Below are 16,573 nucleotides of genomic sequence, written 5' to 3' on the forward strand. Positions count from 1 at the left end.
TGTAAATTGTGCATTTCCGAGCAACGCCTATTATCGAGCGGATCGCACCAAAGTTGAAGCTATCCTATTCCGACTGTAACCGGATCATCGTCACGACCGAACACTTGAAGAATCGAACCACCGGCAACACGAAAGTTCCAATGGCGCATCAGAATATCCGTAATGACCGATAGTCTCGCCTCGTCCGGCCTGGCGCTGTCCGTGCTGTTGTTCGTCATTCTGGCGGTTCTCGAGGCTGTTTTCCCCCGGAAGAAGCGGACGATGCCGCGTGGCAGGCGTTGGCGCACGAACGGGATTATCATCCTTGTCGACACGCTTGCTCTGAGACTGATGGGGCCGATTGCGGCAATCGCCGCCGCCAGCTTTGCCGAGCAGGCCGATTTCGGCCTGTTCAACCGGATCGACTTTCCGCTCTGGCTGGAATTTACGCTTGCCCTGATATTGCTGGATCTGGCGATTTATGCGCAGCATGTGCTGACCCACCGGATTCCGGTGCTTTGGGCGCTGCACAAAGTCCATCACGCCGATCGCGATATTGACGTGACGACGGCGGTTCGGTTCCATCCGGTCGAAATCATATTGTCTATGCTCTACAAGTCGGTTCTGGTCCTCCTGTTGGGTCCTACGCCGTTCGCCGTGTTTGTTTTCGCGCTGTTGCTCAACCTGTTTGCGATGTTCAATCACGCCAATTTGCGGTTGCCGCCGTCGTTTGACAGGTTCCTGCGGCTGTTTGTTGTCACGCCCGACATGCACCGCGTGCACCATTCTACCGTGGTGAAAGAAACCGACAGCAATTTCGGTTTCAGTATCGCTCTGTGGGACCGGCTCTTTGGTACCTATACCGCGCAACCAGCCGCAGGACATGATGACATGATCATCGGTCTGGCCGAATATCAATCGGACCATCCCGCAGAAACTTGGTGGAGCCTGGCGCTTCCGTTTCGCGGTTCCAGGGGATCGCAGAGCGTTCCCGAAGCCACCCAAAAACCAGATTAAACAACTGGCCGGTAAAAGCAGTTGTTGCATCGAAGCCCCAATCGGGCAGAAAGTCTCACATGAAAAAAATACTGATCCTTGTTCTTTTTACCATCGCCGTAGCGAGCTTCTTCTATTTTGATTTGGGGTCGCAGCTGACACTGGCCAATCTGAAGGAACAGCAGGCCGCTTTTGACGGGCAATATCGGGCGGCGCCCTTTCTGGTTATCGCGATATTCTTCCTTGTCTATGTCGTAACGACGGCGGCTTCCCTGCCCGGAGCGCTGATTCTGACCCTTGCGGCCGGCGCGCTGTTCGGCGTCGTTACCGGTACGATCATTGTGTCCTTCGCTTCCTCCATCGGCGCGACCATCGCCTTTCTCTCATCCCGCTATCTGTTCCGTGATGCGGTCAAATCCCGCTTCGGCGACCGGTTGAAGGCGATCGACAACGGGGTCGAGAAGGACGGGCCCTTCTATTTGCTGACCCTTCGTCTGGTGCCGGTCTTCCCCTTCTTCCTGATCAACCTGCTGATGGGGCTGACCGCGATCAAGGCGCGCACCTTCTATATTGTCAGCCAGATCGGCATGTTGCTCGGGACATTGGTCTATGTAAACGCCGGTACCCAGCTCGCCAATATCGAGCAGGTCGGCGATATCGGATCGCCGGGTTTGCTGCTGTCCTTCGCTGCGCTCGGCATAACGCCTTGGATCGGCAAGTGGATCGTGGCCCGGATCAAGCGCCGGAAAGTCTATGCCGGTTACACCAAGCCGAAGAAATATGACCGCAATCTGGTCGTCATCGGTGCCGGTGCAGCCGGGCTGGTGTCCTCCTATATTGCCGCGACCGTCAAAGCCAAGGTGACCTTGGTGGAAGCCGGCGAGATGGGCGGAGATTGCTTGAACTATGGCTGCGTGCCGAGCAAGGCGCTGATCAAGAGCGCCAAGGTTGCACAGCAGATGCGCCATGCCGACGCCTACGGGCTGCAAAAGACCGATCCGCAATATAGTTTCAAGGCGGTGATGCAGCGTATCCACAATGTTATCGCGGACATTGCCCCGCATGACAGCGTCGAGCGCTATACCGAACTGGGGGTCGATGTCGTCAAGGGCTATGCCAAGATCATCGATCCGTGGACGGTCGAGATAAAGCGCAATGATGGCGAGACCCAGCGGCTGACCACCCGTTCGATCATCGTCGCAACCGGCGGCGCGCCTTTTGTTCCGCCGCTGCCCGGTCTCGATGATGTCGGCTATGTCACCAGCGATACGTTGTGGGAAGAATTCGCCAAGCTCGACGATATTCCGAAGCGGATGATCATCCTCGGCGGAGGCCCGATCGGTTCCGAATTGAGTCAGGCCTTCGCGCGCTTGGGATCGCAAGTCACGCAAATCGAACGCGGAAGCCGCTTGCTGTCGCGCGAGGATGAAGATGTCTCCGCGCTTGCCAAGGCCGCGCAGCAAGCGTCGGGCGTCGACGTGCGGACGGATCATGAAGCGCTCCGCTGTGAGCTGGTGAACGGTGAAAAGCGGCTGATCGTCAGCGCTGACGACAAGGAGCAGGCGATCGTTTTTGACGCTCTGGTTATCGCTGTCGGTCGCTCGGCGCGGCTCTCCGGCTTTGGTCTGGAAGAACTGGGCATCGAGACCGGCAGGACCATCGTCACCGACGACATTCTCGCCACCTCTTATCCCAATATATTTGCCGCAGGTGACGTCGCCGGACCTTATCAGTTCACCCATGTTGCTTCGCATCAGGCCTGGTATGCTTCGGTCAACGCCCTGTTCGGGCAGTTCCGCACGTTCAAGGCTGATTATCGGGTCATTCCGTGGACGACCTTCATCGATCCGGAAATTGCCCGCGTCGGTCTGAACGAACAGGAAGCCAGAGAGCAGGATATCGCACACGAGGTGACCGTCTACCAGATGGACGAACTCGACCGGGCGATCGCGGAAAGCGCGACCCAGGGCTTTGTTAAAGTGCTGACTCCTCCGGGCAAGGACAAGATCCTCGGCGTCACCATTGTCGGCGATCATGCCGGAGAGTTGCTCGCTGAATATGTTCTGGCGATGAAATATAAGCTCGGCCTCAACAAGATATTGGGAACGATCCACACTTATCCGACCATGGCGGAAGCCAATAAATATGCGGCGGGCGAATGGAAGCGGGCGCATGCTCCGCAGGGCTTGCTTCGTCTGGTCGAGCGCTATCACAGCTGGATGCGCGGATGATCGCCATATTGCAGCAGGGACAGGGACTGATCGGTCTGACGCTGATCCTGCTGTTCGTCTGGGCGATATCGGAAAACCGCAAGGACCGGCCAAGCTGGAAATGGATCGGCGGGGCGCTGTTGCTCCAGCTGACCATCGCGCTGGTTATCGTCCGGGTGCCCTTTGTATGGGACATCATTGGCCTCGCCAACCAGGGTGTGATGGCGATTGAAAAAGCGAGCCTAGTCGGATCATCCTATATGTTCGGCTATGTCGGCGGGGCGGAATTGCCCTTCGTGCTGAAAGAGGGCGCGCAGCCGCCGCTGATCATTGCCTTCCAGATTCTGCCTCTGGTCATCGTGTTCTCGGCGCTGTCGGCTTTGCTGTGGCACTGGGGCGTGCTCGCGTGGATTGTCCGCGGCCTGTCCTGGGCGCTGCGCAAGACCATGGGTGTCAGCGGTGTGGTTGGCCTTAGCGGCGGGGCAAATATCTTCCTCGGCGTGGTCGAATCACCGCTGGTCTTGCGCGCCTATTTCGAGAAGATGAGCCGTGGCGAACTGTTCATGGTGATGGTGCTGCCGATGGCGACCATCTCGGGTGCGATTCTCATTCTCTACGCCTCGACCCTGTCGCAGGCGGTTCCCAACGCGGTCGGCCATATGATCTCCGCATCGCTGATTTCGCTACCCGCCGCGATACTGGTCGCCCGCCTGATGGTACCGGGCAACGGCAGGACCGAGGCCAGCGACAAGCAGCCGGGGCTGAAATATGACGGCAGCATCGACGCGCTTGTCCGCGGAACCATGGAAGGCGTGCAGGTGTTTCTGGCGGTTATCGGGATCATCCTGGTGGTGTTCGCGCTGGTCGCTCTGGCCGACCAGATATTGACGGTCTTGCCTTATGTTGATGGTCAGGCGGTGACGATCAAACGCGCCTTCGGCTGGCTGTTCGCGCCGCTGATGTGGACGCTCGGCGTGCCGTGGGATCAGGCGCCTGCCGCTGGCGCTTTGATGGGGACCAAGACGATCCTCAACGAATATGTCGCTTATCTTGATCTGGCGGCTATCCCCGAGGGGACATTTGATCCGCGCAGCCAGTTGATCGTCGTCTACGCGCTTTGCGGTTTTGCCAATCTTGCCAGCGTCGGCTTGCTGGTCTCGACCATCGGGACGCTCGCGCCATCACGACGGGCGGAGGTCGCAGGACTCGGCGTGAAAAGCTGGATCGCCGGCAATTGCGCCACCGCCATGACCGGAGCTGTCATCGGTCTGGTGAGCTTTGGGTGAGGGGGAACTATGCTTGATTCCAGGATAAGGCCGCTGATTGATCCGCCGCTCAATGCCGTTGGCAAGGCGCTGGCCCGATCCGGCATCACCGCCAACCAAGTCACCCTGGCTGGCGCGATGATCGGCATCGGGGCAGGCGTGGCCATCGGCTTCCGCTATTATCTGCTCGGTCTGGCGCTGGTGCTCTTGAGCCGGGTGCTTGACGGACTCGATGGTGCGGTCGCGCGCGCGACGAAGCAGTCTGATTTCGGCGGCTATCTTGATATCGTCGCCGATTTTGCTTTCTACGTCGCGGTGCCGCTCGGCTTCGGTTTTGCCGTCTCAGCCAATCTTCCCCTTGCGATGATATTGATCGCCAGCTTCACCCTGACCGGTATCAGCTTTCTCGCTTATGCGGTGATGGCGGCCAAAGCGGGCCGTGAAACCGAAGCCCACGGCAAGAAGAGCTTCTTCTACAATACAGGCCTCGCCGAAGGCACAGAGACTATCGCCGCCTTTGTCCTGATGTGCCTGTTGCCCCAATATTTTGCCGTTATCGCTGCGATCTATTCGGCGATGTGCGTGATCACTGTAATCCAGCGGACCATAGCTGCGAAAGTGGACTTTCCCTGAAAAGTCCGTGCGTTGCCTGGTCCGGATGAGGGGCGCGCGAATCGATCTTGTCTTTTTGATCTTCGCAAACTAACAGCCCGCTATGATCGCTTTTCGCCGCCTATTCAGAGCCTATCCGTGCCTGTTGGCACTGGTCTGCTTTGCTGCACTGGCGATGAAAATACTGGTGCCGCCCGGCTATATGGTCAACCAGGATACAAAGACCTTCACCGTGAAAATATGCAACGGCATCGGCAACGCGGAAACGACAATCGAAATTCCGTTCGGGCCGAAGACCGCCGGGAAGGAAAAGCATGATGGCGCGGGCGATCCGTCGGGTACGACATGTTCCTTCGCCGGATTCTCGCAACTGGTCGCCACGGGCGCCGACCCGATCCAGCTTGTTCTTGCGATATTGTTCATTCTGCTCGCCGGATTGCAACTGCTGCAAATGCCGTTGCCCGGTGTCGCCGATCGCCTGCGGCCGCCGCTTCGTGGCCCTCCTGTCATAGCCTGACAAATCCGGAGCTGTTCGTTGACCCGTGCGGGTCATGGCGCTCCCCAATCAATATTCTTCTGTTCAATATGTATCGGATGCGTCATTCTTTGGCGTGGGCCGGGCAAATTCAGGCTTATCAATATGACCAAAATCTCTGTTTCGCGCATCGCTCTGGCGTGCGCTCTTACTACTCTTTCCGTTCCCGCCATGGCCGATGATGCCGCAAGCGAGAGCGATCGCGGTACAAATACCATCATCGTGACAGGCACGCGTGTCGCGGATGAAGCGCAGGCCGCCGCCAACAAGACGCCGGGCGGCACGGATATTGTCAGCCACGAAGATTATGTCGACAAGTCACTGGTGTCGTTGCGCGATGCTTTGGCCTTTTCTCCCGGTATCTATCTGCAACCGCGCTATGGTCAGGAAGTGCGCATTTCCATTCGCGGTTCCGGTCTGAGCCGCGGCTTCCACATGCGCGGCCTGACCTTGTTGCAGGATGGCATTCCGATCAATCTGGCCGATGACAATGGCGACTTTCAGGAACTCGAGCCGTCCTTCTTCGACCATCTCGAGGTCTATCGCGGTGCCAACGCCCTGCGCTTCGGATCCGGTACATTGGGCGGTGCGATCAACGGGGTGACTCCTACCGGCAGGACGGCAGAGGGAGTATATCTGCGTGGTGATATCGGCAGTTTCGACAGCTATCGCGGATTATTATCCTTCGGCGCCAGCAAGGGGGCCGGAGATGTCTGGGCGGCGATCAGCACCGATACATCGGATGGCGACCGCGATCATGCCAAGCGGGACAGCTTGCGCTTTCACGGCAATGTCGGTCTCGAAATCTCGCCGACGGTAAAGACGCGCTTCTACGCCAGCTATAATAATATAGATCAGGAAATCCCTGGTGCATTGAATTTTGAGGACGCGCTGAACGATCCGACGAAGGGCAATTTCGTCAATGATCAGGCCCGCGATATCGAATCGCTGCGTCTTCAGAACCGGACCAGTTTTGATTTCGGTGCAGCGAAACTGGAAGCAGGCGTCTTCCTGAACGTGAAATCACTTTACCACCCGATTTTCCAGGTTGTGGATCAGGATTCAGTTGATCGGGGAGGCTTCTTCCGTCTCGATTATATGTCCGGCCCGTTCGAATTGACGGTAGGCGGAGAGATGCGCTTTGGCACCGTCAAATCAAAGCGGTTCGTCAATATAGATGGCGAGCGGGGGGCGCTTGCCTTTGATGCGGACCAGAAGGCCCGGACCGCCAATCTCTATGCCGAGTTGCGGCTGAAGGCGACCGACCGTCTCAGTCTTGTTGCTGGGGGGATTTATGCCGACGGCTATCGCCAGCAGCAGGAGAATTTCAACAGCTTCGCCGGCGGGCCACGCGACATATTCGCGCGCGCGGAGTTCGATGCATTTTCGCCCAAATTCGGACTGCTCTACGAAGCCAATGAGGATCTCCAGTTTTTCGCCAATTATAGCCGCTCGGCGGAATTCCCGGGCTTCATCGAGCTGGCGCAGATCAGCCAGTTTGTTCCGGTCGAGGCGCAAACGGCGTGGACGGCAGAAATCGGAACAAGAGGAACGGCAGGTGCGTTCAGCTGGGATCTCGCCATCTATCGCGCCGATCTGAACGGAGAATTGCTGCAATTCAATATTGGCCCGGACATTCCCGCATCGACGTTCAATGCGGGTCGCACACGGCATCAGGGCATCGAGGCGGGACTGACCTTTGAACCGACCGAATGGCTGCGCATTCGTCAGACCTACCAATATAGTGATTTTGCCTTCCGCGATGACGCGCAATTCGGCGACAACCGCCTGCCGGTTGTCCCGCGCCATGCCTATCGCGGCGAGATCCGGCTCGGCACCGATGCCATGCATATTGCGCCGAGTATCGAATGGGTGCCGGAAGGGGCCTTTGCCGATTATAGCAACAGCCTGCGCGTGTCCGGCTATGCGATGATCGGTCTTACCGCAGGCTATAATGTGACAGACGGCGTCGACCTGTTTCTCGATGCACGAAACCTGACCGACAAGAACGCTATTGGCGACATTAGTGCGGTGATCAGCGCAACGCCGGCTTCCGTCATCTACAACCCGGTCGAACGACGCGCCGTTTTCGGCGGCGTCCGTGCCCGTTTCTAGGGGGATAGAAAATGACCAAGGCCGCGCTCTATCGCTTCATCTGGCGCCTGCACATGTGGGCGGGACTGTTCGTCATCCCGTTCATTCTGATCCTTTCGATCACCGGCTCGATCTTCCTGTTCAAGCCGCAGCTCGACAAGTGGCAGGAAAGCGATTGGCGCGGCCTTTCGGTGACGCAGGCGGTGTCACCGGACGCGCAACTGGCGACGGCAATGGCGGCGGTGCCCGGCGCCACATTCCACAGCTATCGTCTCCCGCAGGCCAAAGACGACGCTGCGGTCATCCATGTCGGGCTGGCGGGCGGCAAGGAGGTGCGGGACATTTATGTCGCGCCATCCGGGCAACTGCTGGCGATTGTCGATCCCGAAGCGATGATCAGCGCCACCGTAAGGCGTTTTCACGGCACATTGCTGATGGGCAAATTCGGATCGACCCTGGTCGAGATTGCCGCCACGCTCGCCATCATGATGATCCTTTCCGGATTATTCCTGTGGTGGCCACGCTCTACCGGCGCGAGCAGGCCATCTTCGGGGCGTTTCTGGCCTCGCCTTAAAGGGGGTGCCAGGCAATTCTGGCGCGATCTGCATGCGGTGACCGGCTTCTGGGTGGCAGGATTGGCGCTGCTTTTGCTGTTCAGCGGCCTGCCGTGGACCGACAACTGGGGTTCGGTGATCAAATCGGTCCGCAGCGAAATGGGCTGGGTCGACAGCAAGCCGCAGGATTGGCAAGGCGGGGATGATGCCCCGGCTGTCCAGCATCAGGGCCATGACCATCAGGCGATGCTCGACGCACAACAACAGAGCGGACCTGTACCAGCACCGGAAAATGCCATGACGCTTGGCGACATCGTGCATCTGGCGGGCAAAGAGGATATGGCCTTCCCGGCTCTGGTCCAGCCACCCGGCGCGCCGTCCCGTTTCGGGCCGCCCAATGGTGATGTCTGGAAACTGACCAGCGAGGCACAAAACCGGCCCCTGATCCGCAATATTCTCTATGATCCGCAAAGCGGCGCGGTCGTCAGCCGCACCGGTTTTGCCGACAAGCATATTGCCGACCGGATCATCAACTATGGCATCGCATGGCACGAGGGGCAGCTGTTCGGCTGGATCAACCAGCTCGTCGGGCTGCTGACCGCACTCGCGCTGATCACGATAGCGGTGAGCGGCACCAGAATGTGGTGGAAGAAACGGCCATCGAGAGCAGCGAAAGGGGGTGCCTAGGGCGACCGGATTATCGACCCATGATCCGCCAACATATCTTGACGCGCCAGAAGCGCTAAGCCATGCGCAGCCCATGCGATTTTTCTCCGATAATGCTGCGTCTGTGCACCCCAGGTTGCTGGAATCGCTGGTCGAAGCGAATGCGCAAGACACCGCCTATGACGGCGACAGGCTGAGCGGGCAACTTAACGGCGCTTTCTCCGACCTGTTCGAAACGGAGGTCGAGGCTTTGTGGGTGGCGACCGGCACGGCGGCCAATTCTTTGGCGCTCGCCGCGATGTGCAAGCCGCATCAGGGCGTGATCTGTCACCGCGAAGCCCATATCGAGCAGGACGAAGCCGGTGCGCCGGGTTTCTTCACTGGCGGCGCGAAGCTGATGCTGCTCGACGGGGAGGGCGCAAAACTCTCTCCCGAAAGCGTCGAGGCCTATTGCGCGGCGATCCGCGACGATGTCCATCAGGTCCAGCCTGCTGCCGTTTCGATTACCAATGCCAGCGAATGCGGCATGGTCTATCGCCCCGATGAAGTTGCTGGCCTCGCCGAAGTCTGCAAGGCGCGGGGTCTCGGCCTGCACATGGACGGCGCGCGTTTTGCCAATGCGGTGGCAACGCTCAGCTGCTCGCCCGCCGATCTGACCTGGAAAGCCGGTGTCGATGCGCTGAGCTTCGGCTTTGTGAAAAATGGCGGGATGAGTGCGGAGGCTTTGATATTTTTTGATCGTGAGCTGGCCGCCGATACCCATTATCGCCGCAAACGCGCCGGGCATCTTCAGTCCAAGGGGCGTTTTCTTGCAGCGCAGATATTGGCGATGCTCGAGGATGACCTGTGGCTCGACAATGCCCGCGCCGCCAATAGGGGCGCGCAGATCATTGCCAAGGCCGCTGGCGACCGATTGATCTATCCGGTCGAGGCGAACGAGGTCTTTATCAGATTGTCGGCAGACGAAGCGGCAAAGCTGCGTGCTGCCGGATTTGATTTCTACGACTGGGGCGCAGGGCAGGCGCGGCTGGTGACGAGCTGGAACCAGAGCGAGGCGCATATCCGTCCGCTCGCCAATGCGATTGCCGCCCTGTGAGCGAGGACGAGCGCGGCGAAGTCAGTCTGCTCACGCCCCGTATCCTGATCCCCTTTCTGCTGGTCTCTCTGATCTGGGGATCGACCTGGCTGGTGATCAAGGATCAGATTTCCGAAGTGCCGCCCGGATGGTCGGTCAGTTACCGCTTTATCGTTGCCGCTGCCGCCATGTTCGTGCTGGTGGGCTATAAGCGGCTGTCGTTCCGGCTCGATCGCACCGGCTATCTGTTCGCCCTCATTCTCGGGCTGTTCCAGTTCAGCTTCAATTTCAACTTTGTCTATAATGCTGAACGGTTCATCACCTCGGGACTGGTGGCGGTATTATTCGCGCTGTTGATGGTGCCGAATGCGATTTTTGGCCGGATCTTTCTGGGCCACAAGATTACCGCCCCGTTTCTCGGGGGATCGGCGATTGCGGCGGCCGGGATCGCGATGCTGTTCTGGCATGAATATCGTGCGTCTCCGGCCAGTCTGGAACAGGTGTTGCTGGGTGCTACGCTGACCTTTGGCGGCATTTTGTCGGCGTCAATTGCCAATGTCATGCAGGCAGGAAAACGGCTAAAACCCTATCCGATCATCACGGTCCTCGCTTGGGCGATGCTCTTTGGCGCCTTGATCAACGTCGCGCTATCCTGGATCACGGTCGGTCCGCCAGTCTATGAAATGCGAGCGGCTTACTGGGGCGGCATAATCTATCTCGGCGTTATCGGGTCGGTCGTGACCTTCCCGCTCTATTTTGCGATGATCCGCGAAATCGGTCCGGGCAAGGCGGCCTATTCCAGCGTATTGGTGCCGGTGGTGGCGATGATATTGTCGACGATTTTCGAGGATTATGTCTGGACCTGGCTGCCGGCTGGCGGCGCGGTTCTGGCGATGCTCGGACTGCTGGTGGCGCTGCGGGCGCGCAAGCCGAAGACGCCGCGGATTTCTGGCTGAATCTCAGTCCAGCAGCGATTGCAGCCCTGCTTTATAATCCGGATATCGTGGCTCCCAACGGAGCAATCGCTTCGCCTTGCCATTGGCCACCCGCCGGTTTTCTTCATAAAATCCCAGCGCAGCTTGCGACAGATTGGCATCCTCCAGCGACAGCAACGGCGGAATATCCATGCCCAACAGCCGTGCGGCATGGGCAATGACCTGATGCTGCGGGGCCGGAAGATTGTCGGCAATATTATAAACACCAGCCGGACCATCGAGCGAAGCGATAATGGCGCTGACAATGTCATCGATATGGATGCGACTGAAGACTTGTTCCGGCATGTCAACACGCTTCCCTTTGCCGTCGCGCACCCGGGTCAGCGGACTGCGGCCCGGACCATATATGCCGGGCAGGCGGAAGACGTGCATATTGTCGCGTAAACCCTGCCAGCGCTGATCGGCCTCGCTGCGCGCCCTGCGGCGGCCCGAGCCAATGGGTGCGCTTTCGTCGACCCAGGCGCCGTCAACATCGCCATAAACGCCGGTAGAAGAAAGATAACCGCTCCATTGCTGAGAAGCGGATCGGATCGCTTCACCATAATGATCGAGCACCGGTTCGCTGTCATCATGGGCCGGTGGAACCGAAGACAGTATATGCGTGGCCTCCGACAGCGCCTCCAGAACAGCGGGCTCGTCATCGAAAGCAAGGCAACCATCCTGCGCTTCTCGGCGCGTTCCGGTTACGCTCCAGCCATCGCTGCGCAACCGCTCGGCCAGTCGCGAGGCGGTATAGCCCATTCCAAAGATCAGCATGTGGCGTGTCACAGCTTATTCTTTTTCCAGTTCGCCGGGGTTCAGCATTTGCGGGTTTTCGACATTGTCGGCTTTCCATTGCATCGCCATGCGCACCCTTGTTGCACCCGAGGGGTGATCGAAGAACAGCATTTCCTCGATCGGCCCTGGTTCGATCTTGCGGTATTCCGACAGTCGCATAGCCACCTTGGCAAAGCCGTCGGGTTCCCTGGCCGTATCGAGACCGAACCGGTCTGCTTCACTCTCGTTGATCCGGATCAGCGTATTAAATGCCGGGGTCGCGGCGAAGAAATAGAGCGTCAGGATCGCACTGAGTATCGGGATGGCGGCGGGATCGGAAATGCTTCTGACGCCCCATTTTTTGCCATGGCGATTGATCAACCGCGGGGCGAAGCGGGCGGTGAGGAATAGTCCAAGCGCCATGATCAACGCCAGAATGAAAACCGTGCGCCATGAATGGCCCAGAACATAATGGCCCAGTTCATGGCCCATCACCGCCGCGACTTCATCGGGACCGGTGCGTTCGAGCAGATTGTCGTTCAGCGAAATCCGGATCGTCGGTCCGATACCGGAAACATTGGCCGATATACGTTTATGCTGTTTGGACTGGTCGAACACGTAGATATGGTCTGCAGGAATATCATATTGCGCCGCCATGGCGACGATCCGGTCCCGTATAGGCCCTTCTTCCATGTCGCTATAGTCATTGAACAATGGAGAAATGAACACCGGCCCCAGCAGCATCCCGATGAACAGGAAGATCGAAATAACGCCGGTTCCCCAAATCCACCACGTCTTGGGAGCCCGACGGATGACGGCAAAAATTGCCATGATCAGCAGCGGAACTATGATCAGCGAGATCAGGAGACCGATCATTTGCTCGCCAAACCAGGCACCGAAGCTCTGGTTCAGCAGGCCATATTGCTGCTCGCGGAAGAAGCCGGTGTAGATCGTCCAGGGAAGGGTGAGCAGAAATCCGGCAAGCACATAGGGCAGGGCATAAAGCGCGGGTTGCAGCCATATATGTCTGGTCACCCGTTCTGCCCAGTCCCGGAAGCGGGCGGAGAAGCGTGACTTCAGGATCAAAAGATCGACGAATATCCCGACCAGCGCGCCCCACAGGATCAGCCAATAGCCGCCCTCGAAATAGCTGTTGGATTTTTCCAGTTCGGCACCTTGCAACGTGTCGATATAGGCGCGACTGGCTTGTTCGACGTCAAAGACGGTGCTGCCGGATTGCGCGAAAAGCATTTCCGCTGGCAGACCGGCGATCGACAGGACGGTTATAAAGAACAGCAATAATCTGAACATGACCCACTCCCTTTTGTCCAAGCCATAAACGCAATTGCGCGGGGTGCAAATGGCTCTTATGGCAAGGCCCATGTTAGATATTCAAAAAGCCCCGAATGATGAAATGGCCGATGCTGCTTTGGCTGCCAAGGATCCCGCTACCATCCGCCGCGAGGATTATCGGCCACCGGTCTGGTTCATTCCGGAAATCGAACTCGATTTTGATCTGGATCTGGAGCGGACATTGGTGCGTTCGAAACTGGATGTTCGGCGCTCGAAAAGCGCAAAACCGGACGAGCCTCTGATATTGCAGGGTGATGATATCATGCCGGTTGCGGTCAAGGTGGATGGCGTAGCTTTCACCAACTGGAAACTGGTCGAGGGAGATTTGGTCCTGGCGCTGACCGGTGCGGCCTATATCGTAGAGATTGAAGTGGAACTTGATCCCTCGACCAACACCCAGCTGATGGGCCTCTATGCCTCGAATGACATGCTGTGTACGCAATGCGAGGCAGAAGGGTTCCGGCGAATCACGTTCGCGCCCGACCGGCCCGATGTGCTCAGTCGCTATCAGGTGCGGATGGAAGCCGACAAGGCGAAATTCCCGGTGCTGCTGTGCAACGGGGACAAGGTCGCCGAAGGTGAGGGTGAAAATGGCCGCCACTGGGTGCAGTGGAATGATCCTTGGCCCAAGCCGAGCTATCTCTTCGCGCTGGTCGCAGGCGATCTGGTGTCCAATACTGACAGTTTCACCACCCGTTCGGGCAAGCCGGTCGAACTCAATATCTGGATACGCGACGGCGATCTCGATCGCACCGGTCACGCCATGCAGGCGCTCAAGGATGCGATGCGCTGGGACGAGGAAAGCTATGGCCGCGAATATGATCTTGGCCTGTTCAACATCGTCGCGGTCAATGATTTCAATATGGGGGCGATGGAGAACAAGGGCCTGAATATCTTCAATTCGCGCTATATTCTCGCCGATCCCGAAGTCGCCACCGACGCCGACTATGACGGTATCGAAGGCGTGGTTGCGCATGAATATTTCCACAATTGGTCCGGAAACAGAGTGACTTGTCGCGACTGGTTTCAGCTCAGTCTGAAGGAGGGGTTTACCGTCTATCGCGACCAGAGCTTCTCCGCGGACATGGGCTCCGCCGCGCTGAAGCGGATCGAGGATGTACGAATCCTGCGCGCCGCGCAATTCCCCGAAGATGCCGGTCCATTGGCCCATCCGATCCGGCCGGAAAGCTATCAGGAAATATCCAATTTCTACACCGCGACCATCTATAACAAGGGCGCGGAAGTCATCCGGATGATGAACACGCTGATGGGGCCGGAAAATTTCCGCAAGGGCACCGATCTCTATTTTGACCGGCACGACGGCGAAGCGGCGACCTGCGAGGATTTTGTCACCGCGATGGAAGATGGCGGCGGAATCGATTTGAAACAGTTCCGCAAATGGTATGAAACGCCGGGCACGCCAAGGGTGACCGCGAAGCTGTCCCATGATCCGCAAACCGGTACCGCGACTCTTCAACTCAAGCAGAAGATTGCCCAGAGAGGGGAAATGCCGAAGCCTTCGGAACTGCTCATCCCCCTGCGGACCGCACTGCTCGATCCGGAAACCGGCGCGCATCAGGGCGAACAGTTGCTGCTGCTCGATCAGGCAGACCAAAGCTTTGTTCTCGAGGGCTACAAGGATCACCCGATCCTGTCGATCAACCGCGGTTTTTCCGCGCCGATCATATTGGAAAGCGATCAGACCGCCGAGGAACTGGCCTTCCTGTCGGCTCATGATGATGATCCATTCGCACGGTTCGAGGCGGTGCAACGCCTGATGACCGGCTATTTGACCGCAAAGGTGTCGGGCACCCCGGTTGACCGCGATATTATCCTGCAGGCGGTCGCGAAAATACTCGCCGACAAGACCATCGATCCGGCCTTTCTCGCCGAACTGATCCTGTTGCCCAGTGAAGCCTTTCTCGGTGACCAGATGGCCGAGGTCGATCCGCAGGCAATCCATGACGAACGCGAAAAACTGCGCGGGAAAATTGCGGTGCAGTTCGAAAAGCAGTTTCGCAAACTCTACAAGAGCTGCTGGCCGGGCGAATTCTCGCTCGATGCCGAAGCACGGGCGAAGCGCAAATTGCGGAATGTCACTCTGGGCTATCTGGCCGCTTCGTACACCGACGATGCAGCAGATGTCGCTTTCGGACAATATTGCGAGGCGGACAATATGACCGCCATGCAGGGTGCGCTGGCCGTATTATCCCATCTCGACACCGACAAACGCAGCGCTGCTTTTGATAATTTCTACAAGAAATTCAAAGGCAATCCGCTGGTTCTTGATAAATGGTTCAGCTTGCAATCGATGTCGCAACGCGGCGATACCTTGAAAAGGGTGCAAGGCCTGTCGCGCCATCCCGATTTCACCCTGTCCAATCCCAACCGCGTGCGCGCGCTCTATGGCGCGTTCACCGGCAATCAGGTCCGGTTCCACGATCCGTCGGGCAAGGGCTACATCATGATCGCCGATATGGTGATCGCTCTCGACAAGCAAAATCCGCAAACCGCGGCGCGGTTCATCCCGCCTCTGGGACGCTGGCGGCGTTACGAACGCGGACGGTCCGAACTGATGCGGCTGGCGCTAGAAAAAATCGCGGCGCAGCCGGATCTGTCGAAGGATGTTGCCGAACAGGTCCACAAAAGCCTTGCTTGATATCACGACATCTCCCCTGCTCGATGGCGCGAAACACGGTTTTCTCGGCCGGGCAGGGGGTGTTTCGAAGGGTGTCTATGCCGGACTGAATGTCGGTCTCGGCAGCGACGATGATCGCGAGGCCATCATGGAAAACCGGCGGCTGGCGGTCGAAGGACTGATGCCGGGCGGCGAACTGGTCACCGTACATCAGGTGCACAGCGCCGACGTCGTGACGGTGACCGGCCCCTTGCCGCTCGACCAGCGCCCGCACGCCGATGCGATGGTTACCGACCAGCCGAACCTCTTGCTCGGCATATTGACCGCCGATTGCGTGCCGGTGCTGTTCCATGATTCGCAAGCCCATGTTATCGGGGCGGCCCATGCGGGATGGAAGGGAGCACTGGCCGGCGTGACCGACAATGTTCTCACTGCGATGGAAGCGCTCGGTTCGGATCGAGCCAATATCGCCTGCGCCATCGGCCCCTGTATCGCGCAAGCCAGCTATGAAGTGGATGCGGCCTTCCGTACACGCTTCATCGAAGCCGATCCGGATAACGACCGTTTCTTCGTGGCGGGCAAACCGGAGCATTTCCAGTTTGATATCGAGGATTATGTCGCTGCCCGGCTGCAGAAAGCAGGCATTGCCAAAATCGATAAAACGGACCTCGATACCTACGCCGGGGAAGATCGCTATTTCAGCTACCGCCGGTCTTGTCATCGCAATGAACCGGGATATGGACGACAGATTTCGCTACTCGGTCTGACTGAATAATATTGATTTATGGGGTCACCCCAGCAAAGGCTGGGGCCTGAACCGATCTGGCCTCCAAGAAAGACTATTC

General features: G+C 58.2%; 13 protein-coding genes. 11 read left to right on the plus strand and 2 right to left on the minus strand.

Annotation, left to right across the window (positions count from 1 at the left end):
• The first annotated feature begins 162 nt into the window (after positions 1–162).
• The 9 genes from ACN0VD_RS06620 (at position 163) to ACN0VD_RS06660 (ending at position 10,942) form a co-directional block, all read left to right on the plus strand.
• Entirely contained in the window at positions 163–996 is an 834-nt protein-coding gene (locus ACN0VD_RS06620; RefSeq protein ID WP_417592891.1) for a sterol desaturase family protein, read from the plus strand.
• A gap of 59 nt (positions 997–1,055) precedes the next feature.
• On the plus strand, positions 1,056–3,206 hold the full coding sequence (locus ACN0VD_RS06625) for an FAD-dependent oxidoreductase (protein ID WP_417592893.1): 2,151 nt from the start codon (positions 1,056–1,058) through the stop codon (positions 3,204–3,206).
• Entirely contained in the window at positions 3,203–4,471 is a 1,269-nt protein-coding gene (locus tag ACN0VD_RS06630; RefSeq protein ID WP_417592895.1) for a NupC/NupG family nucleoside CNT transporter, read from the plus strand. Before ACN0VD_RS06625 ends, ACN0VD_RS06630 begins: the two co-directional genes overlap by 4 nt.
• Before the next feature lie 9 nt (positions 4,472–4,480).
• Positions 4,481–5,083 carry a CDP-alcohol phosphatidyltransferase family protein gene (locus tag ACN0VD_RS06635; protein ID WP_417592897.1) on the plus strand — a complete coding sequence of 201 codons (603 nt, stop codon included), beginning with the start codon at positions 4,481–4,483 and terminating at the stop codon, positions 5,081–5,083.
• An 82-nt stretch (positions 5,084–5,165) separates the two neighbouring features.
• Entirely contained in the window at positions 5,166–5,579 is a 414-nt protein-coding gene (locus tag ACN0VD_RS06640) for a hypothetical protein (RefSeq protein WP_417592899.1), read from the plus strand.
• A 123-nt stretch (positions 5,580–5,702) separates the two neighbouring features.
• Positions 5,703–7,712 carry a TonB-dependent receptor family protein gene (locus tag ACN0VD_RS06645; protein ID WP_417592901.1) on the plus strand — a complete coding sequence of 670 codons (2,010 nt, stop codon included), beginning with the start codon at positions 5,703–5,705 and terminating at the stop codon, positions 7,710–7,712.
• Between the two features lie 11 nt (positions 7,713–7,723).
• Positions 7,724–8,932: a PepSY-associated TM helix domain-containing protein gene (locus ACN0VD_RS06650; protein WP_417592903.1), complete on the plus strand. Its 1,209-nt coding sequence runs from the start codon at positions 7,724–7,726 to the stop codon at positions 8,930–8,932.
• Positions 8,933–9,005: 73 nt separating this feature from the next.
• Positions 9,006–10,007 carry a threonine aldolase family protein gene (locus tag ACN0VD_RS06655; RefSeq protein ID WP_417592905.1) on the plus strand — a complete coding sequence of 334 codons (1,002 nt, stop codon included), beginning with the start codon at positions 9,006–9,008 and terminating at the stop codon, positions 10,005–10,007.
• Complete coding sequence (locus ACN0VD_RS06660) at positions 10,004–10,942, plus strand: DMT family transporter (protein ID WP_417592907.1); 939 nt, start codon at positions 10,004–10,006, stop codon at positions 10,940–10,942. Before ACN0VD_RS06655 ends, ACN0VD_RS06660 begins: the two co-directional genes overlap by 4 nt.
• Before the next feature lie 3 nt (positions 10,943–10,945).
• Here the strand turns inward: ACN0VD_RS06660 and ACN0VD_RS06665 are convergent, their stop codons facing one another.
• Positions 10,946–11,737, minus strand: coding sequence for an SDR family oxidoreductase (locus tag ACN0VD_RS06665; RefSeq protein WP_417593084.1), 792 nt, complete (start codon positions 11,735–11,737; stop codon positions 10,946–10,948).
• 15 nt (positions 11,738–11,752) lie between these two features.
• Positions 11,753–13,048 (minus strand): M48 family metallopeptidase, encoded by a 1,296-nt coding sequence (locus ACN0VD_RS06670; protein ID WP_417592909.1) that lies wholly within the window; start codon positions 13,046–13,048, stop codon positions 11,753–11,755.
• Between the two features lie 103 nt (positions 13,049–13,151).
• Here ACN0VD_RS06670 and pepN point away from each other — a divergent pair, with 103 nt between their 5' ends.
• Both pepN and pgeF read left to right on the plus strand, forming a co-directional pair.
• Positions 13,152–15,749 carry an aminopeptidase N gene (gene pepN, locus ACN0VD_RS06675; RefSeq protein WP_417593086.1) on the plus strand — a complete coding sequence of 866 codons (2,598 nt, stop codon included), beginning with the start codon at positions 13,152–13,154 and terminating at the stop codon, positions 15,747–15,749.
• Complete coding sequence (gene pgeF, locus ACN0VD_RS06680) at positions 15,715–16,503, plus strand: peptidoglycan editing factor PgeF (RefSeq protein WP_417592911.1); 789 nt, start codon at positions 15,715–15,717, stop codon at positions 16,501–16,503. The genes pepN and pgeF overlap by 35 nt, the downstream gene beginning before the upstream one ends.
• The last annotated feature ends 70 nt before the right edge of the window (positions 16,504–16,573 follow it).

The sequence above is a fragment of the Parasphingorhabdus sp. genome, assembly GCF_048267785.1.
Classification (GTDB): Bacteria; Pseudomonadota; Alphaproteobacteria; order Sphingomonadales; family Sphingomonadaceae; genus Parasphingorhabdus.

Coding starts and splice junctions, on each gene's coding strand:
- ACN0VD_RS06620 (WP_417592891.1), top strand. CDS start 163: ATGACCGATAGTCTCGCCTCGTCCGGCCTGGCGCTGTCCGTGCTGTTG.
- pepN (WP_417593086.1), top strand. CDS start 13,152: ATGGCCGATGCTGCTTTGGCTGCCAAGGATCCCGCTACCATCCGCCGC.
- ACN0VD_RS06665 (WP_417593084.1), bottom strand. CDS start 11,737: ATGCTGATCTTTGGAATGGGCTATACCGCCTCGCGACTGGCCGAGCGG.
- ACN0VD_RS06640 (WP_417592899.1), top strand. CDS start 5,166: ATGATCGCTTTTCGCCGCCTATTCAGAGCCTATCCGTGCCTGTTGGCA.
- pgeF (WP_417592911.1), top strand. CDS start 15,715: ATGTTGCCGAACAGGTCCACAAAAGCCTTGCTTGATATCACGACATCT.
- ACN0VD_RS06635 (WP_417592897.1), top strand. CDS start 4,481: ATGCTTGATTCCAGGATAAGGCCGCTGATTGATCCGCCGCTCAATGCC.
- ACN0VD_RS06650 (WP_417592903.1), top strand. CDS start 7,724: ATGACCAAGGCCGCGCTCTATCGCTTCATCTGGCGCCTGCACATGTGG.
- ACN0VD_RS06625 (WP_417592893.1), top strand. CDS start 1,056: ATGAAAAAAATACTGATCCTTGTTCTTTTTACCATCGCCGTAGCGAGC.
- ACN0VD_RS06670 (WP_417592909.1), bottom strand. CDS start 13,048: ATGTTCAGATTATTGCTGTTCTTTATAACCGTCCTGTCGATCGCCGGT.
- ACN0VD_RS06630 (WP_417592895.1), top strand. CDS start 3,203: ATGATCGCCATATTGCAGCAGGGACAGGGACTGATCGGTCTGACGCTG.
- ACN0VD_RS06655 (WP_417592905.1), top strand. CDS start 9,006: ATGCGATTTTTCTCCGATAATGCTGCGTCTGTGCACCCCAGGTTGCTG.
- ACN0VD_RS06645 (WP_417592901.1), top strand. CDS start 5,703: ATGACCAAAATCTCTGTTTCGCGCATCGCTCTGGCGTGCGCTCTTACT.